We start from the raw sequence: 21,110 nt of genomic DNA, 5'->3' as shown, positions 1-21,110 counted from the left end.
CATACGTTGCCGAGATATTTGGGGTGCGCCGCGACAAAAGCAAAGCCCTGTTTCACCCGGCTCGCGCGATCGTGCGGGTGATCTGCCGCCGTAGTTCGAGCGTATCAATATCAAAGAGGAGGTCACGCCATGTTCAGAATGTTGCTGTTGTCTGCCTTGTTGTTGATCGGTCGAACGGTGCAGGCCGCGCCCGTGTCCGGAGAGTTCCCTTCGATCGATGGCGGCACGCTGTCGCTGTCGGACTGGCGCGGCCAGCCGGTTCTGGTGGTCAACACGGCCTCGCAATGCGGGTTTACCGGGCAGTATTCCGGGCTGCAAAAGCTGCAGGACACCTATGGACCCGAAGGTTTGGTGGTTCTGGCGGTCCCGTCGGATTCCTTCAATCAGGAATTGGAAACCGCCAGTGAGGTCAAGGAGTTCTGTGAGTTGAACTATGACCTGACCCTGCCCATGACCGACATCACCCCCGTGACCGGCCCGCAGGCCCACCCGTTCTACAAGGCGGTCGCGGCCGAAACCGGGTTTGTGCCGGGCTGGAATTTCAACAAGATCCTGCTGAGCCCCGATGGCGAGGTCGTGGCGACCTTTGGGTCGACGACCCGGCCGGACTCTCGCAAGCTGCGCAGTCAGGTCGAGGCGCTGCTGCGCTGAACTGGCTGGCGTGACAACTGCACGGCCAGAATGCCCAGCGTGATAACCGCAACACCAACGGCGTCCATTGCGCCCAACCGTTCACCCAGCAGAATCGCGGCGATTGTGACCCCGAACACCGGGTTGAGGAAATGGAAGGTGGCCGCGCGGATCGGCCCGATCCGGTTTAGCAGCAAGAACCAGATCAACGTGGCCAGCAGGCCGGGGAACAGGGTCGTGTAGGTGAAGGCCAGCGCCAGCGGCCAGGTTGGACGGACATAGATCGTCTCGAACAACGGGGCGGCGACAAACAGAACCGCCGAGCCGACGAACATCTGCAAACCGACGACCATCATGAAATTCCCGCCCGAGGTCGCCCCGCGCACGGCCAGCGTGGCGAAGGTCAGCGCCAGCGCGCCCAGCCCGCAGAGGGCAACGCCAAACAGGTCGATCCCTGCGCTGATCCGGCTGCTCATGATCAGGGCCACGCCAGCGAACCCGGCCAGCAGACCCACGACACCCAGCGGACGCAACCGTTCCCCGAACAGCAGCCAGCCGGCCAGCGCCACCAAGAGCGGCATGGTTGAGGCGATGATCGCCGCGGCCGAGGCCTCGACCGTTTGCATCGCATAGAAATTCAGACCCAAATACAGGGCATTCTGGCAGATTCCGAACAGGATGGTCGCATGCCATTGCGACCGCGTCAGGTGCCAGCTCTGGCCCATGGCCGCGGCGATGGCGACACCCAGGAGGCCGGAAATCAGGAAGCGAACCGCCAGTGAAAACAGCGGCGAGGCATCCGCGACGATGATCCGCGCCGAGGTAAAGGCCGACGACCAGATGAAGGCAAAGGCCAGCCCCATGGCGATGGCGCGCAGATCCATGACCGCTCCTGTTTGAATGTGCGGCGACTGTTTCCGATTTTCTCTCGGGCCACAAGCGCCCGAGCGTCAAAAAAGACACATGGTGCGGGCAAGTTTTCCCTGGGTGCCGGTTTTATTGATTGACTGACCAATTAAAGATATCCGCTCGGTGATCTGACATCTAAAGGGAGGTTTGTCGGTGCTATTGGAATACATCCTGTCATTCGGGGTCCTGCTTGCTCTTGGGCTGGTAGCGTTCTTCGTCGTGAAATGGTGGAACCTGCGGTGCGTGGGCGTGACACCTGTACATCTGTTCACTTTCATCGCGATCCTGTTCACATCCGGCCTGGATGTCGGGCTGATCATGTTCCCGCTCACCGAATTCGGCGGCTATGCCGAAGATCCGGCCTATGCGTTCGCAAACCCGCTGGCGATCGAGTTCGGGTTCTGGGGTTTTCTGATATGGGCCTTCTATTTCCTGACGGCCTTCTATTTCTGCGTCATCGAGCCCCGAGTACAGTTCTTTGAAATCCCGGTGGTCAAGCTGATCAACAATGTGGTGATCATCGGGACCTGCGCTTTCACCGCCAGCCTGTTCCTGATCTACCTGCCCGGATACCTGCCCGAAGTTGGCGATGGCGAGTCCGTGGTGACCACGTTTTACATCATCGTATTTGTCGTCATTCTGGCCGCGGCCTATTCCTCGACTGACCTGAAATACGTGCGGATTCTTTCCGTCGGCTCGACGTTTCTGTTTCTGGCGCTGATCCTTGGCATGTGGGCCGCGGCCGGTATGGGCGTTGCGGGTTTCGTGGAAACCAGCAGCAATATCGGGGCGTATTTCGCCAATATCCACAAGTTCATACTGCCTCTGACCGACTATCACGCCTTCTACCTGTTCTGGTGGTTTGCCTGGTCGATCATGATCGGTCAGTTCACCTCGCGCTTTGTCGGCGGGCTGACCACCTGGCAATTGCTGGCGGCGCTGCTGATCTTTCCGTCGATCCCCTTGGCGATCTGGTTCAGCGTGCTTTACTACTATCACCTGAACGGCATCAGCACCGCAGGCATCACCAACATCGCGATGGTGATCGTAGGCGTGACCTTCGTGATCAACTCACTGGACTCGCTGATCAGGCTCTATACCGACAACCTGAACATGACGGTCGAACGCTTCGGCAAGGCGGCCTATGTTGCCGGCAATGTGGTGCTTCTGTTTGTGTTGACGCTTCTGTTCCAGAGCCAGTGGCTGCAGATTCAGTGGATCGGCGCCGTTGTGGTTGGCCTCTACCTCGCCTGCGTGGTCTACATCATGATCGCCAAGCGCAAAGCGGTGATGTGCATCGACTCGATGCCTGAAGATCGGGATCTGGATTTCCACAAGGTCGAGACTGTTCACTGACCTCGACCAACGACAACACCGGGTTCGGCTCGCCGGACCCAGTAAAACAAATACCAAAGAAAAAGGGCCGCGAAATCGCGGCCCTTGATCGTTTTCCCTAAGGCGTGGATCAGCTGTTGACGCTGTCCTTCAGGGCCTTGGCGATGGTCATCTTCACAACCTTGTCGGCTTCTTTGGTGAAGGTCTCACCAGTGGCCGGGTTGCGAACCTGACGCTCGGGGCGCTCGCGGCAGTAGATCTTGCCGACGCCCGGCAGGGTCACAGCGCCACCGGCCGAAACTTCGCGGGTGATCAGGCCAGTGATCGCCTCCAGCGCCGCGTTCGCGGATTTCTTGTCGGTTCCCATTTCCTCAGCGAGAGCAGCAACCAGCTGAGTCTTCGTCATAGGCTTTGCCATTTCTTGGTCTCCTTAACGTGCCCGATCTATTGGGCCTCACCGCGTAACTGTAACGGGATATTGTGGGCGAACACAACGAATAGTAGCACCGAAACCCCAAAAAATATGGGGATTTCGTTGCTTTTTTGCGTCAGAGGAAGGCCGTTTCGTCGAACGAGCGCAATTTCCGGCTGTGCAAACGTTCCAGTGGCATGCCTCGCAGGTGTTCCATCGCGCGGATTCCGATCGCCAGATGGCGGCTGACCTGGGTTGTATAGAACTCGGACGCCATGCCGGGCAACTTCAATTCTCCATGCAGGGGCTTGTCGGACACGCACAGCAAAGTGCCGTAGGGCACACGGAACCGATAGCCGTTTGCGGCGATCGTGGCGCTTTCCATATCCAGCGCGATGGCGCGCGACTGGCTCAGCCGTTGCACCGGGCCGGATTGGTCGCGCAGTTCCCAGTTGCGGTTGTCGACCGAAGCCACCGTGCCGGTGCGCATGATCCGCTTCAGCTCATAGCCTTCCAGCTCGGTCACTTCGGCCACGGCGCGTTCCAGCGCGACCTGAACTTCGGCCAGCGGCGGGATCGGCACCCAGACGGGCAGATCGTCATCCAGCACCTTGTCTTCGCGCAGATAGGCATGGGCCAGCACGAAATCCCCCAAGGCCTGCGTGTTGCGCAGCCCCGCACAGTGGCCGACCATCAGCCAGGCATGTGGGCGCAGCACCGCGATGTGGTCGGTGGCGGTTTTGGCGTTCGATGGCCCGACGCCGATATTGACCAGCGTGATCCCCGACCCGTCGGCGCGTTTCAGGTGATAGGTCGGCATTTGCGGCAGTTTCAGCGGCTGTTCCAGCGGCGCGTCGGGGTCGGTGATCTCGACATTCCCGGTCGAGACGAAACTGGTATAGCCGCTGTTCGGGTCGGCCAGTTGCGCGCGGGCGTAGTTCTCGAATTCCGAGACATAGAACTGGTAGTTGGTGAACAGAACGTGGTTCTGGAAATGGTCCGGATCGGTGGCGGTATAGTGGGCTAGCCGGGCCAGCGAATAGTCGATGCGCTGCGCGGTGAACAAGGCCAGCGGGCCGACGCCATCCTGCGGTTCGTGCACACCGTTGACGATGTCGTCATTGGTGGTGGTCAGGTCGGGCACGTCGAACACGTCGCGCAGGGTGAACCCCGCCGCACCCTGATGCGGCACCACCAGATCGGGGTTGCCGGCCACGGCGAAATGCACCGGCATCGGCGTGGTCGAGGGGCCGATGGTCACCGGCTGGTTGTGATTCTTGATCAGCAGCGCGATCTGTTGCGTGAGGTAGGACCGGAACAGATCCGGCCGGGTCACCGTGGTGGCATGAACCCCCGGCTCGGACACGTGACCAAAGCTCAGGCGGCTGTCCACATGCGCGTAGGACGCCGTACGGATACGAATTTCCGGGTAATAGGCTCTGTAACGGACCTTGGGCGCGCCGCTTTCCATCGCCTCGGCAAAGCTTTCGCACAGAAAGGCGGTGGCCTCGTTATACAGCTCTTCCAGCCGGGCAACGGCTGCGGCGGCATCGGTGAAAATCTCGGGGTCCCGTGGGTCGGGAGTTGTTATTTTTGTCATGCGAGGGGTTCCAGAAGGTCAATTTTTTCGAATGTTCGGACATCCACCAGTCCCAGATCGGATATCCGCAGTTCGGGGATGACGACAAGGGCCAGCAGCGAGTGCTGCATATAGGCGTTGTTCAACTGACAGCCGCAGGCCTGCATCGCCTCGACCATCTTCTGCGCCTTGGCCGCGACGTCCGCGGCCGGGCTGTCGGACATCAGGCCCGCAATGGGCAGTTCGACCAGCGCCAGCTCTTCGCCATCACGGAAGATGGTGATGCCGCCGCCTACTTCGGCCAGGCGATTGGCGGCCAGCGCCATCTGCTCGCGGTCGGTGCCGACCACGATCATGTGGTGGCTGTCATGCGCCACGGTCGAAGCCATGGCCATCCGGCCCTGATAGCCAAAGCCCGACACGAAGGCGTTGGTGACGCCGCCCGTGGCCCGGTGCCGTTCGACCAGCGCGATCTGGCAGACATCGCCTTCGCCCTCGACCAGCCCGCCGATGATGGGTAGCTCGGCCTTCAGCGCCTGGGTGGGGGCCTGGTTCTCGACCACGCCGATCACGTTGGCGCGGACGCGGTTGGCGCCTTCGGGGGCGGGGATCTCGAAATCAGCGGCGGTCAGGGCATGGCCCAGATGCACCGTGTTGCGCGCCCGGTCGGGCCAGTCGTAATGCGGGCAATCCACCTTGATCGCGCCATTCTCGGCTACCACCTGTCCGCGTGCGATGACCATCTCGATCGGCAAGTCGGTCAGGTTCGAACTGAGGATCACGTCCGCCCGGCGGCCCGGCGTGATCGAGCCGATCTCGCGCTCAAGCCCGAAATGGGTGGCGGTGTTGATCGTGGCCATCTGCAACGCGATCAACGGGTCGCAGCCACAGGCGATGGCATGGCGCACGACGCGGTTCATGTGACCCTCGTTCACCAGCGTGCCCGAGTGGCAGTCATCGGTGCACAGGATGAAGTTGCGCGGGTCCAGCCCCTTTTCGGTGACGGCGGTGATCTGGCTTTCCACGTCATACCAGGCCGAGCCCAGCCGCATCATCGACCGCATCCCCTGCCGCACGCGGGCAATGGCGTCGGCCTCGCAGGTGCCTTCGTGGTCATCCGCCGGGCCGCCGGCGACATAGGCTGCAAAATCAGGCCCTAAATCAGGGGATGCATAGTGTCCGCCCACCGTCTTTCCCGCGCGCTGGGTGGCGGCGATTTCGGCCAGCATCTTGGGATCGGAGTTGATCACACCGGGAAAGTTCATCATCTCGCCCAGCCCGATGATGCCGGGCCAGGTCATCGCCTCGGCCACGTCTTCGGCGGTGATCTCGTAGCCCGTGGTTTCCAGCCCGGGCGCCGAGGGCGCGCAGGACGGCATCTGGGTGAAGATGTTGACCGGCTGCATCAGCGCCTCGTCATGCATCATCCGCACGCCGTCCAGCCCCAGCACATTGGCGATCTCATGCGGGTCGGTGAACATCGAGGTGGTGCCATGCGGGATCACCGCGCGGGCGAACTCGGCCGGGGTCAGCATACCGGACTCGATGTGCATATGCGCGTCGCACAGGCCGGGGATCATGTAACGGCCTTTGGCCTCGATGATCTGGGTGTCGGGGCCGATGCAATGGCTGGCGTCAGGGCCGACATAGGCCACACGTCCGGCGGCGATGGCGATGGCGTGATCGGGCAGCGCCTCGCGGCTGTGCACGTTGATCCAGATCCCGCCGCGAATGACCATGTCGGCGGCTTCGCGGCCAGCGGCAACGGCGATCAGGCGGGGGGCGACGTCGGGCCAAGAGGGGAAGGGTGCGTATTCCATGGCACAGCTTTCCCGAATGCATCGGAAGGTGCAACCCCTGCCGTGCCACCTTCATGAAACCGTCATCCGACCGGGCGCGGGGCAGCAAATGCTTGATCCGCGCCGCGATGCGGGGTCTGGTAGGGACATGGATTATGAAACCATCGATGCGGACAGTTTCGGCCGCAGCCTGCGCGGGATCGGGCTGAACCTGCTGGTGCGCGACGTTCCAGCGGAATGCGCCTTCTTAGAGACTGTTTTCGGCTTGAAGTCCCATCAGGTGACGGCGGATTTTGCCATCGTCACTTATGGCGATCAGGTGTTTCAGTTGCATTCGGACGGCACCTATCATTCCAACCCGCTGCTGGGGCTGGTTCCCGAAACGCCCCCACGCGGTGGCGGGATCGAGATTCACCTGTACGACACCGACCCGGACGAGGCGGCGGAGCGCGCCAGGTCCGCAGGCGCGGTCGTGCTGCAGGAGCCGACCGACAAGCCCCATGGCCTGCGCGAGACCTATATCCTGTGCGAGAACGGCTTTGCCTGGGTCGCCAGCCGCCCCAAAGACGGCTGAAGTCAGGCGCGGTGTTGCTCGGCCGCGATTTCCGCCCTGATCCATTCGGCAAAGGCCACGGCACCCGGGGTCTCCTCGGCTTGGGGCGACAGCAGCAGGTAATAGGCTTCTGGCATCGGCGCGCGATGCTCGAACGGCGCGATCAGACGGCCTTCGTCCAGCAGGCGTTTTGCGATGGTGTCATGGGCCAGGCACAGCCCGCCGCCGGCCATCGCGACGGACAGGCCGACCATATAGGTCGTGGCATAGGTAATCGGCGAATTTTTCCAGTTTAGACCCTGATCTTCGGCCCAGCTGGCCCAGTTCGACAGCAGGTTTGAGCAATCATACAGCGGTTGCTGCTGAAGGGTTTCCAGCGTGACCGGATAGTCGGGGGCACAGACGGGGTAGTAGTGATCGCTGCGCAAAAGTTCGGTTCGGACCGTGTCGGCCGGGCGCAGGGAATAGCGGATTTCCACCGCCGCGCCTTCGGCCATCTCGCGCGGCTCCCACAACTCGGTGAAGATGTTCAGGCGGACATCGGGGTGCAGCACGCGGAAGGCGGGCAGGCGGGGGGCCAGCCAGTTGACCGAGAAGGTGATGTTGCACTGCACCTGAACGGTGTTTTCCTGTTGGCCGGTCACGGCCTGGGTGCCACGCACCAGCGTCCGGAACGCCTCGCGCACCACGGGCAGATAGGTGATTCCCGCCTCGGTCAGTTCCAATGCGCGGGGGCGCCGGTGAAACAGGGGCTGGCCCAGATAGCCCTCGAGCGATTTGATCTGCTGGCTGACGGCGCTTTGCGTCATGTTCAGATCGCGCGCCGCGCCGGTGAACGATAGGTGGCGGGCCGCGGCCTCGAACGTGCGCAGCCAGCCAAGCGGGGGAAGAGGGTTCCGGGGTCTCATAATCCAATCATAAGCTCAGCTAATGCTAAAGCGCCATTTTTTTCGTTGGTCAATTGCTCCACGGCCCGGCACGGTTTGTATCAGCCCTCTGCCAAAGCCGAATGGAGCCCCCGGATGAGCGTCACCAATCTGAAGCCGAATATCGACCATTGGCAGGAGCGCGTGGACATGGCCGCCGCCTTCCGCTGGACCGAGAGGTCGAACATGCACGAAGCGGTCGCCAATCACTTCAGCCTTGCCGTGAACGAGGATGGCACGCAGTTCCTGATGAACCCGAACCAGATGCATTTCGCGCGCATCCGCGCCTCGGACCTGCTGCTGCTGGACGCCAACGATCCCGACACGATGAGCAAGCCGGGCGCACCGGACCCCACCGCATGGGGTCTGCATGGATCGATTCACCGGAGATGCCCGCATGCGCGTTGCGTGATGCATGTGCATTCAATCTTTGCCACCGTCCTGGCCTCCTTGGCCGACAGCAACCTGCCGCCGATCGACCAGAACACTGCAACCTTTTTCAACCGCTATGTCATCGACGAGGAATTCGGCGGTTTGGCTTTTGAAAGCGAGGGTGAGCGTTGCGCGACAATGCTCCAAGCCCCGAAAAAGAAGGTCATGATCATGGGCAACCACGGTGTGCTGGTGATCGGCAGCGACGCTGCAGATGCCTTTAATAGACTCTATTATTTCGAGCGTGCCGCCGAGACCTATATTCGGGCCCTTCAGACGGGCCAGCCATTGCGGGTGCTGTCAGACGAGATCGCCGAAAAGACCGCGCAGGAACTGGACGACTATCCCGATCAGGCCGCTGCCCATCTGCGCGAGATCAAGGCCGTTCTGGATGCCGAAGGCTCGGACTACGCCACCTAGAGGGTTTTGTCATGACCGATGCCTCGCATGATCCCGAAGCCGCCCGCTGGCACTACCGGCCGTCCGAGCAGGTCGCGCTGAACCCTTTGTTCAGCTGGCCGCCCAGACCGATCGCGGTTGTGCAATGGTACAGTGGAGCGTGGTTGCAGATCACAGCGCTGACCCTGTGCCTTGTGCTGGCGCTGACGGCTTATGTGCTGTTCCTGCCGCCGCTCGAGGCGATGCAGAGCTTTGCGCCCGGCTGGATGCTCCGAATCTGGCTGCTGAACATGGTGCCTCAGATCCTTGTTGCGGGTGGGCTGCATTGGTGGCTTTACATGCGCAAGGGGCAGGGTATGTACAAAAAGTTCGATCGCCGCGACCTGACCCGCGACAACGGAACCTTCACCTTCCGCAATCAGGTCTGGGACAACATCTGGTGGACCCTGGGCAGCGCCATGACGGTGGCGACGGTTTATCAATGGGGTATCTACTGGGCGATGGCCAACGGGTATGCGCCAACGGTCACTTGGGCCAGCGCGCCGGTCTGGTGCGTGGTCTGGATGCTGTTCATTCCGATGTGGTCGGGTCTGCATTTCTATTGGGTGCACCGGCTGGAGCATCACCCGAAACTGTACAAGCATGTGCACGCCGTTCATCACCGCAACGTCAATGTTGGGCCGTGGTCGGGCATCTCGAACCACTGGTACGAGAATCTGCTGTATTTCACGACCTATTTCATCCACCTGATCGTGCCCTCAAACCCGTTGCATCTGCTGTTTCATGTCTATTTCCAGCAGATCAGCCCGGTCCTGTCCCATTCGGGGTTCGAAAAGCTGAAAGCAGGGGACACGGATGCCGCGCGGGCAGGCGATTTCTTTCACCAGCTGCACCACCGGTATTTCGAGTGCAACTACGGCACGTCCGAGATCCCGTTCGACAAGTGGTTCGGCACCTACCACGACGGGTCGGCCGAGGCGACGACGCGGACGCGGGCCTACAAGAAACAGATGTATACCTAGCGGGCCCGGCTGCGCAGGGCTCGTGGACTGAGACCGAACTCGGCCCGAAAGGCGCGGGTCAGCGCGCTGGGGTCCTCATAACCCGCGCGCAGAGCAATCTCGGCGACGCTCAGGTCGGTTTCCGCGGCCAGCTTGCGCGCAAGGTTCAGCCGCATCCGACGATAGACCTTGGCCGGCCCGGCCCCCAGGTCCGCCCGCATCCGGGACTCCAGCGCTTTTTGCGACCGTCCCACGCGCCGGGCGATCTCGGGGATCGGCAGAGGGGTCTCGAGATTTTCCTGCATCAGTGCCAGCGCCTTGTTGACATGCGAACTGGCCGAGCCTGCGCCGCCGGAATGTGACCGGGCGGAGTCGCGCGTCATGAACAGCTGCGCGACTTCCAGTGCCAGCGCCTGACCGTGATCCTGCCCGATCAGGTGCATCACCAGATCAAAGGCGGCCATCGCGCCCGAGCAGGTGATGCGGTCACCGTCGATGACATAGCGCTCGCGGCAGGTCTCGACTTCGGGGAAACGCTCGGTGAACGCGGTCAGCTCCTCCCAATGGATCGTGGCGCGGTGGCCGTTCAGCAATCCGGCCTGGGCCAGCAACCAACTGCCGGTGTCCAGCCCGGCGAGGGTGCGAAAGCGCCGCGTCGCCGCACGCAACCCCGCCTGGGTGCGCCAACCACCATGTGCTTGAAACCCGTAGGAGGGCATCACCAGCAGCATATCCCCATCCGCATCCGTAAGCGCCGCATGGGTTGCCACCTGCAACCCTGAGGACGACGTGACCGGCCTCGGATCCAGTGACAGGAATTGCCAGTCATACAGTCGCTGCCCTGACAACGTGTTGGCCGCGCGCAGCGGCTCGACCGCATTGGCCAGACAATGGTTCGAGAACCCGTCGAACAGAAGTACCCCGAATCGCTGCGGTGCGGCGGGTGATTTGGTCCATTTCTGCATGATCAAAGTCTAGTTCTGCATTATTGCGACCTCAAGCCGCGTCAGGATTATCGCACGCCCAGAAACCGGAGACCCGCGATGCAATATGGCCTGACCGACGAGCAGGAGATGATCGTCTCGACTGTCCGCAGCTTTGTGGAGAATGAGATCTATCCCCACGAAGAGCTGGTCGAGCGCTCCGGCGATGTACCGAAAGAGATCGCCGACGAGATCAAGCGCAAGACGATCGAACTCGGCTTCTACGCCTGCAACTTTCCCGAAAGCGTCGGCTGCGCGGGGCTGAACCATCTGGAATTCGCGCTGGTCGAACGCGAGTTGGGGCGCGGGTCGATGGCGTTGAACCATTTCTTCGGGCGGCCGCAGAACATCCTGATGGCCTGTCAGGGCGATCAGGTCGAGCGCTATCTGATGCCCACCGTGCGCGGCGAGAAAATGGACGCGCTGGCGATGACCGAACCGGGCGCGGGTTCGGATGTGCGGGGCATGAAATGCTCGGCCGTGCGTGACGGTGGCGATTGGGTCGTGAACGGCACCAAGCATTTCATCTCGGGCGCGGAACATGCCGATTTCATCATCGTCTTCATCGCCACGGGCGAGGATCAGACGCCGAAAGGTCCCAAGAAGCGCATCACCGCCTTTCTGGTCGATCGCGGCACGCCGGGCTTCACCATCCGCGACGGCTACAAATCGGTCAGTCATCGCGGTTACAAGAACATGGTGCTGGATTTCGACGACTGCCGCCTGCCCGACGCGCAGGTGCTGGGCGAGGTCGATGGCGGGTTCGAGGTGATGAACACCTGGCTGTATGCCACTCGCATCACCGTGGCGGCCATGTGCGTGGGCCGCGCCCGCCGGGCCTTCGACTATGCGCTGGACTATGCCGCCACCCGCGAACAGTTTGGCCAGAAGATCGGCAAGTTTCAGGGCGTCAGCTTTCAGATCGCCGACATGATCACCGAGATCGACGCCGCCGACCTGCTGACCCTGGCCGCCGCCGACCGGCTGGACAAGGGCCTGCCCGCCAATCGCGAGATCGCCTCGGCCAAGCTCTATGCCTCGGAAATGCTGGCGCGGGTGACCGATGCGGCGATCCAGGTGCATGGCGGGATGGGCCTGATGGACGACTATCCGCTGGAACGCTTCTGGCGCGATGCCCGGGTCGAGCGGATCTGGGACGGCACCAGCGAGATCCAGCGCCACATCATCAGCCGCGATCTTCTGCGCGCGTTGGGGGCGTGAACATGACGCCGGGCCTGAGCGGCGCGGCGGGTGCGCTCGCGCCGGGAAAGCTCGCCGCGCTGAGGCGGATGCTAGGGTTCCGCTCGCTGGCGGTGATTGGCGGGGGCGCATGGTCCGCCGAGGTCATCCGGCAGGTGCGGAAACTGGGTTTCACCGGCCCGGTCTGGCCGGTGCATCCCAAGGCCGACGAGGTGGCGGGCGAGCGCGTCTTTGCCACGATCGAGGACCTGCCCCAAGCGCCCGACGCGGCCTTTGTCGGCATCAATCGCCGCGCCACCATCGAGGCGGTCGAGGTTCTGTCCCGCATCGGCGCGGGCGGGGCGGTGTGTTTCGCCTCGGGCTTTACCGAGGCGCAGGCCGAGGACGCCGATGGGGCCGACTTGCAGGTGCAGCTTGTAACTGCAGCGGGGGACATGCCGATCCTCGGACCCAACTGTTACGGCTTCGTCAACGGTCTGGACCGGGTGGCGATCTGGCCCGACCAGCACGGGATGCGCCCGATGGACCGGGGCGTCGCGATCCTGACGCAAAGCTCGAACATCGCCATCAACATGACCATGCAGCGCCGGGCGCTGCCGCTGGCCTTTATGCTAACCTGCGGGAATCAAGCGCAGACCCATCAGGCCGAAATCGCCATGGCGCTGCTGGAGGATGACCGGATCACCGCCATCGGCGTGCATGTCGAAGGCTTTGGCGACCTGCGCAAGTGGGAGGCGCTGGCCGCCAAGGCGCATGACCGTGGCGTGCCGATCGTGGCGCTCAAGGTGGGGCGGTCGGAACACGCGCAGGCGGCGACCATTTCGCACACCGCCTCGCTGGCGGGGGGCGATGCCGGGGCGCAGGCGTTTCTGGACCGGCTGGGAATCGCGCGGCTGAACGACGTGCCCGAGTTTCTGGAAACACTGAAACTGTTGCATGTCACCGGGCCGCTGGACGGGACCGGAGTGGCGACGATCAGCTGTTCCGGTGGCGAGGCCAGCTTGGCCGCCGACATGGCCGAAGGATCCGGCCTGCACTTTCCGCCGCTGACCGCGGATCAGGTCTCGGGCCTGCGCGCGGCGCTGGGGCCGATGGTGGCGCTGGCCAATCCGCTGGACTACCACACCTATGTCTGGCGCGACGCTGACGCGATGGCACGGGCGTGGTCGGCGATGACGGGGCCGCATGTGGCGATGACGATCTCGATCGTTGACTACCCTCACACCGATGCCGCCGATTGGGACTGCGCCACCCGTGCGGCGTTGACCTGCGCAAGCGAAACCGGTCGTCCCTTTGCCGTGGCCGCGACCTTGCCGGAACTGATGCCCGAGGACGTAGCCGAGCGGTTGATGGCGGGCGGTGTCGTGCCCTTTGCCGGGCTGCGTGAGGCGCTGGCGGCGACACGCGCTGCGGCCCGCCCGCATCCCCAACCGCAGGAGCCGGTTCTGCTGCCCGCCGCCAATGCGGCCACAACCGCTCTGACCGAGGCCCAGGCCAAGGCCGAACTGGCCGCTTGCGGCGTGCCGATTCCCCGCTCGGTCGTCGCGCGGGCGGATCGGGCGGAAAAGGCGATGGACGGTCTGAGCGGGTCCTTTGCGGTGAAAGGCGTTGGCCTGGCGCACAAATCCGAACATGGCGCGGTGCGGCTGGGCGTTTCTGGACAAGATCTGCCCGAGGTCGCGAGATCAATCGGCACCGATGAGGTTCTGATCGAGGAAATGGCCCCGGCCGGGATTGTCGAGCTGTTGATCGGCGTCACCCGCGACCCGGCGCATGGCTATGTGCTGACCCTTGGGGCGGGTGGGGTTCTGACCGAGATCCTGCGCGACTCGACCTCGATCCTGATCCCGTCCACGCCGTCTGCGGTCCGCGACGCGCTGGGCAAGCTGGCCTGTGCGCCCGTGTTGAGCGGATATCGGGGCAAGCCCGGCGTGGATATCGATGCGGTCGTGCGGGTGGCCATGGCGGTGCAGAACTACGTCATTGCCAACGCGGCGGTCGTGGACGAAGTTGAAATCAACCCTCTCATCTGCGCGGCCGACAGTGTGGTCGCCGTTGATGCCCTGATCCGAAAGGCATGACCATGAACCCGATCAAAACCTACCGCGATGGTGCAATCCTTCAGGTCACGTTGGACCGGCCCAAGGCGAACGCGATCGACTTGGCGACCAGCCGTGTCATGGGCGAAGTGTTCCGCGACTTCCGCGATGATCCCGACCTGCGCGTGGCGATCCTGACGGGGGGCGGCGAGAAATTCTTCTGCCCCGGCTGGGACCTGAAGGCCGCCGCCGAGGGCGATGCGGTGGATGGGGATTACGGCGTCGGCGGTTTCGGTGGCCTGCAGGAGCTGCGCGACATGAACAAGCCGGTGATTGCCGCCGTGAACGGCATTGCCTGCGGCGGCGGGCTGGAACTGGCCCTGAGCGCCGACATGATCGTTGCCGCCGATCACGCCACCTTTGCCCTGCCGGAAATCCGCTCGGGCACGGTGGCGGATGCGGCCAGCGTCAAGCTGCCCAAGCGCATCCCCTATCACATTGCGATGGAACTGCTGCTGACCGGCCGTTGGTTCGACGCCGAGGAAGCGCACCGCTGGGGCTTGGTGAATGAGATCGTCCCGGCGGACCAGTTGATGGACCGGGCGTGGGAGCTGGCGCGCCTGCTGGCGAGCGGCCCGCCGTTGGTCTATGCCGCGATCAAGGAGATCGTCCGCGAGGCCGAGGATTCCAAGTTCCAGGACATCATGAACCGCATCACCAAACGCCAGCTGCGCACGGTCGATGTGCTCTATGGCTCCGATGACAATCTGGAAGGGGCTCGCGCCTTCGCCGAGAAACGCGACCCGGTCTGGAAGGGCCGCTGAGGCGGATCAGGATTTCTCGAACAGGGCGATCAGCGCGGTGTCGTCCTTGCTGGGGCCGGCGGCCAGATCGCCATAGATGCGAACCGGGGTCAGGGTCAGATGTTCGATCCGGCCCTCGGCCTGCAGCTTGTCGAAGGCGGTTGCGAATCCCAGCGCCTCGAAGTGTTTGGCGTTGATCGACAGGGCGAATTGCGCCCCGGGCCGGGCCACCCGCAGCAGGGCGGGCAGAACCTCGGGGCCCAGATGGCCGTGGGTGAAGGTGCCCGACGACACGATGCCCGAATAACTGTCGCGCGGAACGGGGATGCCCTCGTTCAGGTCGGCCTCGATCGCGTCGCGGTAGATGTCCTTGCGCATGGCCTTGTCCAGCATCTCGGCACTGATGTCAGTGGCGTCGATCGGCCCCACGCCCAGATCGGCCAGAACCGCGCCGCACAGGCCGGTTCCCGCGCCCACATCCAGCACCGGACCCTGTCCCCCGGCCCCGACAAAGGCGCGGGCGGTGTGGATGTGCAGCTGGTAATCCTCGCGCGCGGCGAATCCGCGATCGTAATCTCCGGCCCATTCGGCATAGAGCCGTTTGTTGTCTGCCGGAGTTTTCAGCGCATAGGCCGCGTGCAGGCTGGGTTTGTCATCACTCATGACACCATGAAGGCGCAGGCGGGGATTCGAATCAAGTGCGGTCATCCGGCGCTTGCATCCCGCCCGCGGCGCGATCATCAAGGGGCCATGACTGGAACGCTTTTTTCATTCGGGCACGGCTATACCGCCCGCGCCCTGTCGCGCCGGCTGGCCCCCAAGGGTTGGCGCATTGTCGGAACCACCCGCGATGCCGCCGAGAAGGACGCCATCCGCGCCGCCGGGGCCGAACCGCTGGTCTGGCCGGGCAAGGCCCCCGATCTGGACGGGGTCACGCATCTGCTGATTTCGACCGCGCCCACGGCCAAGGGAGATCCGGTTCTGGCCGCCCTGCGGGATGAGATTGCCGCCCGCGCCGGGCAGTTCGACTGGGTCGGGTACCTGTCGACCACCGCCGTATATGGCGACCACCAGGGGGACTGGGTCGATGAAACCACGCCGGCGACACCCACGGCCGAGCGCGGGCGCTGGCGGTTGCGGGCCGAGCAGGACTGGGCCGCGATCCCCGGCCTGCCGCTGCACATCTTTCGCCTTGCGGGCATCTACGGGCCGGGGCGGGGGCCGTTTTCCAAGCTGAAGAAAGGCGGGCTGCGGCGGATCATCAAGCCGGGGCAGGTGTTTTCGCGCATTCATGTGGATGACATCGCACAGGTGCTCGAGGCGTCGATGCGCCGTCCCGATCCGGGCGCGATCTACAATGTCTGCGATGACGAACCGGTGCCGCCGCAGGACGTGATCGGCTATGCCGCGCAGCTTCAGGGCCTGCCGCTGCCGCCGGCAGTGGATTTCGACACGGCCGACCTGACGCCGATGGCGCGCAGCTTCTACAACGAGAACAAGCGCGTTCGGAACGACCGGATCAAGACCGATCTGGGCGTGACGCTGAAATACCCCAACTACCGGGTGGGCCTTGAGGCGCTGCACGCGGATCAGACGCTGAACGGCGACTGATCAGACCACATCCGCCAGGATCATGTCGGCAGCCTTTTCCGCAATCATGATCGTGGGCGCGTTGGTGTTGCCCGAGACCAGCGTCGGCATGACCGAGGCATCGACCACCCGCAGCCCCTGCAGCCCCCGCACGCGCAGCTGCGGATCGACCACCGCCATGTCGTCCACCCCCATCTTGCAGGTGCCCACGGGGTGATAGATCGTATCGGCCCGCGCGCGGATATGGCCTTCCCAATCCGGGTCGGTCCGGGCGGTGTCGGTGCCGAACATTTCCTTGTGGCGGTATTTGGCGAGGGCCGGTGCCTCGAGGATTTCGCGCGTCATCCGCGCGCCCTTGATCATCGTGTCCAGATCGCGCGGGTCGGACAGAAAGGCCGGGTCGATCGCCGGGGCGGCAAAGGGGTCTGCGCTGTGCAGCGAGACGGTGCCGCGGCTTTCGGGGCGCAGTTTGCAGATATGGCAGCTGAACCCGTAGCCCAGGTGCAGTTTGCGCGCGTGGTCATCTACCAGCGCGATGGTGAAATGCAGTTGGATGTCGGGGCGGTCCAGATCGGGAGAGGTCTTCAGAAAGGCCGCGCCTTCCGCAAAGGGGGTGGCCGCCATCGACACACCGGTCTTGCGCCACCGCAAAAGGTGTTTGACCAGCCCCACCGTACCGGCGGCGCCGATGCCGAAATTGTCTGTGTCCTTTGTCTTGTAGGCCAGGATGAAATCCAGGTGATCTTGCAGGTTCTTGCCCACGCCCGGCAGCGCGTGGCGGACGGCGATTCCATGCGGGCTCAGGTCCTCGGGGTCGCCGATGCCCGACAGCTGCAGCAGTTGCGGCGATTTCAGCGCGCCGGAGCAGACCAGAACCTCGCGCGCGGCGGTGACAGTAAGGTCGGCGCCCTTGCCGCCCTGGCGATAGATCACGCCCGTGGCGCGGTGGCCGTCAAAGGTGATCTCGCGCGCCTGCGCCCCGGTGATGACCGTCAGGTTGGGCCGGTCCATGACTGGAAACAGATAGGCCGCGGCGGCCGAGCACCGCTCGCCGTTTTTGGCGGGGTCGTGGAACTGGGTGACCTGGTACAGCCCCGCGCCTTCGTTGTCGCCGCGATTGAAATCGTCGGTCACCTTGTGCTGCAACTGGGCGGCGGCCTCGACGAAAGCGCGCGTGATCGGGCGTTCTTCTTTCTGGTCTGACACCTGAAGCGGGCCGTCGGCGCCATGCAGGTCATCCGCGCCGCGTTCGTTGTTCTCGGACCGTTTGAAATAGGGCAGAACGCTGTCCCAGTCCCAGCCCTCGCAGCCCAAATCGGCCCAGCCGTCATAATCCTGCCGCTGCCCTCGTACATAGAGCATTGCGTTGATCGCGCTGGACCCGCCCAGGGCCCGGCCACGCGGCTGATAGCCCGTTCGCCCGTTCAACCCCGGTTGCGGCACCGTTTCAAAGGCCCAGTTGTTGATCTTGGGTCGCCCCGGTAGCATGGCAACCACAGCGGCAGGCATCCGCACCAGAATGCTGTTGCCGCCCCCGCCCGCCTCGAGCAGGCAGACCCGCGTGCCCGGATTGGCGCTCAGACGGTTGGCCAGCACGCATCCCGCGGACCCTCCGCCGACGATGACGTAGTCGAATTGCATGGCGATCCTCCCCTGTGGCCCGCGCGGTGTCGCGCGTCACGGCCCGCAGTTTGAAGCACCGGCGGCAAAACGCAATCGGGGCGGCGGGGAACGCCGCGTCATGTGAATGGGGATCGGTTTGAAAGATCATGGCAGAGCCATAATCAATAGCTATCAAATCAATCCGAAAACAAAATTTTTTCTCATGGCTGGGATTTGCTATGACTCGGTGTATTCAAGCGGACTGCGGTCCGCCCCTTTTTCACGTGCCATACGCACGGTTGCCTCGCAAACAGACAGACACCAGCCAGGATCGGAGATTGAGATGGACGGAAGCGACAACCCCAACACGGGCAAATGCCCCATCATGCACGGCGCCGGAACCCGATCGAACCGGGACTGGTGGCCCAACCAGCTGAACCTGGCGATCCTGCACCAGCACCAGCCGGCCGGGAATCCGCTGGGGGCCGATTTCAACTATGCCGACGCGTTCAAGAAGATCGACTATGACGCGTTGAAACAGGACTTGTATGACCTGATGACGGATTCGCAGGATTGGTGGCCGGCGGATTACGGCCATTATGGCGGTCTGTTCATCCGCATGGCCTGGCACAGCGCCGGCACCTACCGGACGGCTGACGGGCGGGGCGGCGCCTCGACCGGGAACCAGCGGTTCGCGCCGCTCAACAGCTGGCCGGACAACGGCAACCTCGACAAGGCCCGTCGTCTGCTGTGGCCGATCAAGCAGAAATACGGCAACCAGATTTCGTGGGCCGACCTGATGATTCTGGCCGGCAACTGCGCCATTGAATCGATGGGCGGCAAGACCTTCGGCTTTGCCGGCGGCCGGGAAGATATCTGGGCGCCCGAGGAGGACATCTATTGGGGTGCCGAGACCGAATGGCTGGCCCCGACCGAAAACCCGCACAGCCGCTACTCGGGCGAGCGCGATCTGGAAGATCCGCTGGCCGCCGTGCAGATGGGCCTGATCTATGTGAACCCCGAAGGCCCGGACGGAGAGCCGGACGTGCTGGCCTCGGGCCGTGACATTCGCGACACCTTTGCCCGGATGGCAATGAACGATGAAGAGACCGTCGCATTGGTTGCCGGTGGCCACACATTCGGCAAGGCGCATGGTGCAGGGGACCCGGCGCTGGTCGGCCCCGAACCCGAGGCCGCGCCGATCGAAGAGATGGGCTTTGGCTGGATCAACAAGTTCGGCACAGGCAAGGGTGACGACACCACGACCAGCGGAATCGAGGGCGCCTGGACCGCGAACCCGATCAAGTGGGACAATGGCTATTTCGACCTTCTGTTCGGTTATGACTGGAACCTGACCAAAAGCCCTGCGGGAGCGTGGATCTGGGAGCCGGTCGGCGTCAAGGAAGAGGACATGGCACCAGCTGCGCATGATCCGTCGAAAAAGGTCAAGACGATGATGACCACCGCCGACATGGCGATGCGCATGGATCCGATCTATGGGCCGATCTCGAAGCGGTTCCACGAAAACCCCGACGAGTTCGCCGACGCCTTCGCGCGCGCTTGGTTCAAGCTGACCCATCGCGATATAGGGCCAAAGGGGCGCTACATCGGCCCCGAGGCGCCGGCCGAAGAGCTCATCTGGCAGGACAACGTGCCGGCGGTGGACCATGATCTGATCGATGCCGCAGACGTGGCCGACCTAAAAGCCCGGCTGCTGGCTTGTGGCCTGTCGGTGTCGGAACTGGTCGCGACGGCATGGGCCTCGGCTTCGACCTTCCGCGGCTCGGACAAGCGCGGTGGCGCCAACGGTGCCCGCATCCGGCTAGCGCCCCAGAAGGACTGGGACGTCAACGAGCCCGAGAAACTGTCCAAGGCGCTGGATGCTTTGACGGCGGTGCAAGCCGAGTTCAATGCCGCGCAGTCCGGCAACAAGAAGGTTTCGCTTGCGGATGTAATCGTGCTGGGCGGCGTTGCGGCGATCGAAAAGGCCGCCAAGGCTGCTGGGCATGACATCGATGTTCCGTTTGCACCCGGCCGTACGGATGCCACGCAGGACCAGACCGATGCCGAATCCTTCGCCCCGCTTGAACCGATCGCGGATGGGTTCCGGAATTACCAGCGCAAGGAGTACAGCGTGTCTCCTGAAGAGTTGCTGGTGGACAAGGCGCAACTGTTGACTCTGTCGGCACCCGAAATGACCGTCCTGGTCTGCGGTATGCGCGTTCTCGGTGCGAATTTCGGTGGCACGACGCATGGCGTCCTGACAGACCGGGTCGGGGTTCTGAGCAATGACTTCTTTGTCAATCTGCTGGACATGCGCACCGAATGGAAGCCGGCGGCAGACGCCAAAGGAGTGTATGAAGGCCGTGATCGGGCTTCGGGTGAAGTGAAGTGGACCGGAACCCGGGTGGACCTGGTATTCGGTTCCAATTCACAACTCCGGGCTCTGGCCGAGGTTTACGGCCAGAAAGATGCCGACGCTAAATTCGTTGGTGACTTCGTGTCGGCGTGGACCAAGGTGATGAACGCGGACCGCTTCGACCTGACTTGAGGGCGGAGCAGCTCCCATGATCAACGCCGCCACGGGAAACCGTGGCGGCGTTTGTCGTGCCCGAGTCCTGGTCTTGCCAAGACGCGCGGCGACGATTCCATCCACACCGCGTAGAGGGACCCTGAAAAATGGACGGCGCATACCGCAAAAATGGGGAATACCGTGGGAATTTTTAATCTAACCTATTGTTTTTATTAACACAGGAAAGATTCCGCCGAGAATTGCGAAGTTTTTTCAAAATGGGGGTTGCAGGTCCCGGACCTAATCCGTAAATACCCCTTCACCGGCGCTGCTGAGGCGGTGTTGGTTGGTCGGAGTGACGGCCTGACGGACTGGAAAGACGGTTGAGACGCCTGGGAGAGACCGG

18 protein-coding genes are annotated in these 21,110 nt (G+C 63.2%); 10 read left to right on the top strand and 8 right to left on the bottom strand.

Annotated elements, in window-relative coordinates; all coding sequences use genetic code 11:
• The first annotated feature begins 129 nt into the window (after window positions 1-129).
• A complete protein-coding gene (locus ACR0IR_RS18510; RefSeq protein WP_170363901.1) occupies window positions 130-651 on the top strand; it encodes a glutathione peroxidase in 522 nt (173 codons plus the stop codon).
• Here ACR0IR_RS18510 and ACR0IR_RS18505 read toward each other — a convergent pair.
• Window positions 627-1,514: a DMT family transporter gene (locus ACR0IR_RS18505; protein ID WP_170360994.1), complete on the bottom strand. Its 888-nt coding sequence runs from the start codon at window positions 1,512-1,514 to the stop codon at window positions 627-629. The genes ACR0IR_RS18510 and ACR0IR_RS18505 overlap by 25 nt on opposite strands.
• A 184-nt stretch (window positions 1,515-1,698) precedes the next feature.
• Here ACR0IR_RS18505 and ACR0IR_RS18500 point away from each other — a divergent pair, with 184 nt between their 5' ends.
• On the top strand, window positions 1,699-2,895 hold the full coding sequence (locus tag ACR0IR_RS18500; RefSeq protein ID WP_170364372.1) for a BCCT family transporter: 1,197 nt from the start codon (window positions 1,699-1,701) through the stop codon (window positions 2,893-2,895).
• 109 nt (window positions 2,896-3,004) lie between these two features.
• Here ACR0IR_RS18500 and ACR0IR_RS18495 read toward each other — a convergent pair whose 3' ends face one another.
• The 3 genes from ACR0IR_RS18495 to ade form a co-directional block, all read right to left on the bottom strand.
• Window positions 3,005-3,292: an HU family DNA-binding protein gene (locus ACR0IR_RS18495; protein ID WP_170340577.1), complete on the bottom strand. Its 288-nt coding sequence runs from the start codon at window positions 3,290-3,292 to the stop codon at window positions 3,005-3,007.
• 130 nt (window positions 3,293-3,422) lie between these two features.
• Complete coding sequence (locus ACR0IR_RS18490; RefSeq protein WP_170340576.1) at window positions 3,423-4,886, bottom strand: AMP nucleosidase; 1,464 nt, start codon at window positions 4,884-4,886, stop codon at window positions 3,423-3,425.
• Window positions 4,883-6,685 (bottom strand): adenine deaminase, encoded by a 1,803-nt coding sequence (gene ade / locus ACR0IR_RS18485; protein ID WP_480779157.1) that lies wholly within the window; start codon window positions 6,683-6,685, stop codon window positions 4,883-4,885. The genes ACR0IR_RS18490 and ade overlap by 4 nt, the downstream gene beginning before the upstream one ends.
• 127 nt (window positions 6,686-6,812) lie before the next feature.
• Between ade and ACR0IR_RS18480 the strand changes: the two genes are divergently transcribed.
• Window positions 6,813-7,238: a VOC family protein gene (locus ACR0IR_RS18480; protein WP_170363898.1), complete on the top strand. Its 426-nt coding sequence runs from the start codon at window positions 6,813-6,815 to the stop codon at window positions 7,236-7,238.
• 2 nt (window positions 7,239-7,240) lie between these two features.
• Here the strand turns inward: ACR0IR_RS18480 and ACR0IR_RS18475 are convergent, their stop codons facing one another.
• Window positions 7,241-8,125: a LysR substrate-binding domain-containing protein gene (locus tag ACR0IR_RS18475; protein ID WP_170363897.1), complete on the bottom strand. Its 885-nt coding sequence runs from the start codon at window positions 8,123-8,125 to the stop codon at window positions 7,241-7,243.
• A 114-nt stretch (window positions 8,126-8,239) separates the two neighbouring features.
• Between ACR0IR_RS18475 and ACR0IR_RS18470 the strand changes: the two genes are divergently transcribed.
• Window positions 8,240-8,995, top strand: a complete 756-nt coding sequence (locus ACR0IR_RS18470) for a class II aldolase and adducin N-terminal domain-containing protein (protein WP_170363896.1) — start codon at window positions 8,240-8,242, stop codon at window positions 8,993-8,995.
• Window positions 8,996-9,006: 11 nt separating this feature from the next.
• Window positions 9,007-9,996 carry a sterol desaturase family protein gene (locus ACR0IR_RS18465; protein WP_170363895.1) on the top strand — a complete coding sequence of 330 codons (990 nt, stop codon included), beginning with the start codon at window positions 9,007-9,009 and terminating at the stop codon, window positions 9,994-9,996.
• On the opposite strand, the gene ACR0IR_RS18460 is transcribed toward ACR0IR_RS18465, so the two are convergent.
• Window positions 9,993-10,940, bottom strand: a complete 948-nt coding sequence (locus ACR0IR_RS18460; protein WP_170363894.1) for a GlxA family transcriptional regulator — start codon at window positions 10,938-10,940, stop codon at window positions 9,993-9,995. The two genes, ACR0IR_RS18465 and ACR0IR_RS18460, sit on opposite strands and share 4 nt — an antisense overlap.
• Before the next feature lie 78 nt (window positions 10,941-11,018).
• Between ACR0IR_RS18460 and ACR0IR_RS18455 the strand changes: the two genes are divergently transcribed.
• Genes ACR0IR_RS18455 through ACR0IR_RS18445 form a run of 3 tightly spaced genes read left to right on the top strand, consistent with a single transcriptional unit; the run spans window position 11,019 to window position 15,021 of the window.
• Window positions 11,019-12,179: an acyl-CoA dehydrogenase family protein gene (locus ACR0IR_RS18455; RefSeq protein WP_170360981.1), complete on the top strand. Its 1,161-nt coding sequence runs from the start codon at window positions 11,019-11,021 to the stop codon at window positions 12,177-12,179.
• 2 nt (window positions 12,180-12,181) lie between these two features.
• On the top strand, window positions 12,182-14,239 hold the full coding sequence (locus tag ACR0IR_RS18450; protein WP_170363893.1) for an acetate--CoA ligase family protein: 2,058 nt from the start codon (window positions 12,182-12,184) through the stop codon (window positions 14,237-14,239).
• 2 nt (window positions 14,240-14,241) lie between these two features.
• Complete coding sequence (locus ACR0IR_RS18445) at window positions 14,242-15,021, top strand: carnitinyl-CoA dehydratase (RefSeq protein WP_437342610.1); 780 nt, start codon at window positions 14,242-14,244, stop codon at window positions 15,019-15,021.
• Window positions 15,022-15,027: 6 nt separating this feature from the next.
• Here the strand turns inward: ACR0IR_RS18445 and ACR0IR_RS18440 are convergent, their stop codons facing one another.
• On the bottom strand, window positions 15,028-15,708 hold the full coding sequence (locus tag ACR0IR_RS18440) for a class I SAM-dependent DNA methyltransferase (protein ID WP_254441554.1): 681 nt from the start codon (window positions 15,706-15,708) through the stop codon (window positions 15,028-15,030).
• A gap of 42 nt (window positions 15,709-15,750) precedes the next feature.
• Between ACR0IR_RS18440 and ACR0IR_RS18435 the strand changes: the two genes are divergently transcribed.
• Window positions 15,751-16,611, top strand: coding sequence for an SDR family oxidoreductase (locus ACR0IR_RS18435; RefSeq protein WP_170363890.1), 861 nt, complete (start codon window positions 15,751-15,753; stop codon window positions 16,609-16,611).
• On the opposite strand, the gene ACR0IR_RS18430 is transcribed toward ACR0IR_RS18435, so the two are convergent.
• Window positions 16,612-18,231, bottom strand: a complete 1,620-nt coding sequence (locus ACR0IR_RS18430; protein WP_170363889.1) for a GMC family oxidoreductase — start codon at window positions 18,229-18,231, stop codon at window positions 16,612-16,614. It abuts the gene before it with no gap.
• A gap of 304 nt (window positions 18,232-18,535) precedes the next feature.
• On the opposite strand from ACR0IR_RS18430, the gene katG reads away from it, so the two are divergent.
• Window positions 18,536-20,743, top strand: coding sequence for a catalase/peroxidase HPI (gene katG / locus ACR0IR_RS18425; RefSeq protein ID WP_170363888.1), 2,208 nt, complete (start codon window positions 18,536-18,538; stop codon window positions 20,741-20,743).
• The last annotated feature ends 367 nt before the right edge of the window (window positions 20,744-21,110 follow it).

Source organism: Ruegeria sp. CF2 (genome assembly GCF_056537385.1).
The sequence above is the reverse complement of the archived record's forward strand: the minus strand, read 5'-3'. Positions and strand labels throughout refer to the sequence as shown.

Coding starts and splice junctions, on each gene's coding strand:
- ACR0IR_RS18445 (WP_437342610.1), top strand. CDS start 14,242: ATGAACCCGATCAAAACCTACCGCGATGGTGCAATCCTTCAGGTCACG.
- ACR0IR_RS18510 (WP_170363901.1), top strand. CDS start 130: ATGTTCAGAATGTTGCTGTTGTCTGCCTTGTTGTTGATCGGTCGAACG.
- katG (WP_170363888.1), top strand. CDS start 18,536: ATGGACGGAAGCGACAACCCCAACACGGGCAAATGCCCCATCATGCAC.
- ACR0IR_RS18505 (WP_170360994.1), bottom strand. CDS start 1,514: ATGGATCTGCGCGCCATCGCCATGGGGCTGGCCTTTGCCTTCATCTGG.
- ACR0IR_RS18475 (WP_170363897.1), bottom strand. CDS start 8,125: ATGAGACCCCGGAACCCTCTTCCCCCGCTTGGCTGGCTGCGCACGTTC.
- ACR0IR_RS18435 (WP_170363890.1), top strand. CDS start 15,751: ATGACTGGAACGCTTTTTTCATTCGGGCACGGCTATACCGCCCGCGCC.
- ACR0IR_RS18495 (WP_170340577.1), bottom strand. CDS start 3,292: ATGGCAAAGCCTATGACGAAGACTCAGCTGGTTGCTGCTCTCGCTGAG.
- ACR0IR_RS18480 (WP_170363898.1), top strand. CDS start 6,813: ATGGATTATGAAACCATCGATGCGGACAGTTTCGGCCGCAGCCTGCGC.
- ACR0IR_RS18455 (WP_170360981.1), top strand. CDS start 11,019: ATGCAATATGGCCTGACCGACGAGCAGGAGATGATCGTCTCGACTGTC.
- ACR0IR_RS18460 (WP_170363894.1), bottom strand. CDS start 10,940: ATGCAGAAATGGACCAAATCACCCGCCGCACCGCAGCGATTCGGGGTA.
- ACR0IR_RS18450 (WP_170363893.1), top strand. CDS start 12,182: ATGACGCCGGGCCTGAGCGGCGCGGCGGGTGCGCTCGCGCCGGGAAAG.
- ACR0IR_RS18430 (WP_170363889.1), bottom strand. CDS start 18,231: ATGCAATTCGACTACGTCATCGTCGGCGGAGGGTCCGCGGGATGCGTG.
- ade (WP_480779157.1), bottom strand. CDS start 6,685: ATGGAATACGCACCCTTCCCCTCTTGGCCCGACGTCGCCCCCCGCCTG.
- ACR0IR_RS18440 (WP_254441554.1), bottom strand. CDS start 15,708: ATGACCGCACTTGATTCGAATCCCCGCCTGCGCCTTCATGGTGTCATG.
- ACR0IR_RS18465 (WP_170363895.1), top strand. CDS start 9,007: ATGACCGATGCCTCGCATGATCCCGAAGCCGCCCGCTGGCACTACCGG.
- ACR0IR_RS18490 (WP_170340576.1), bottom strand. CDS start 4,886: ATGACAAAAATAACAACTCCCGACCCACGGGACCCCGAGATTTTCACC.
- ACR0IR_RS18470 (WP_170363896.1), top strand. CDS start 8,240: ATGAGCGTCACCAATCTGAAGCCGAATATCGACCATTGGCAGGAGCGC.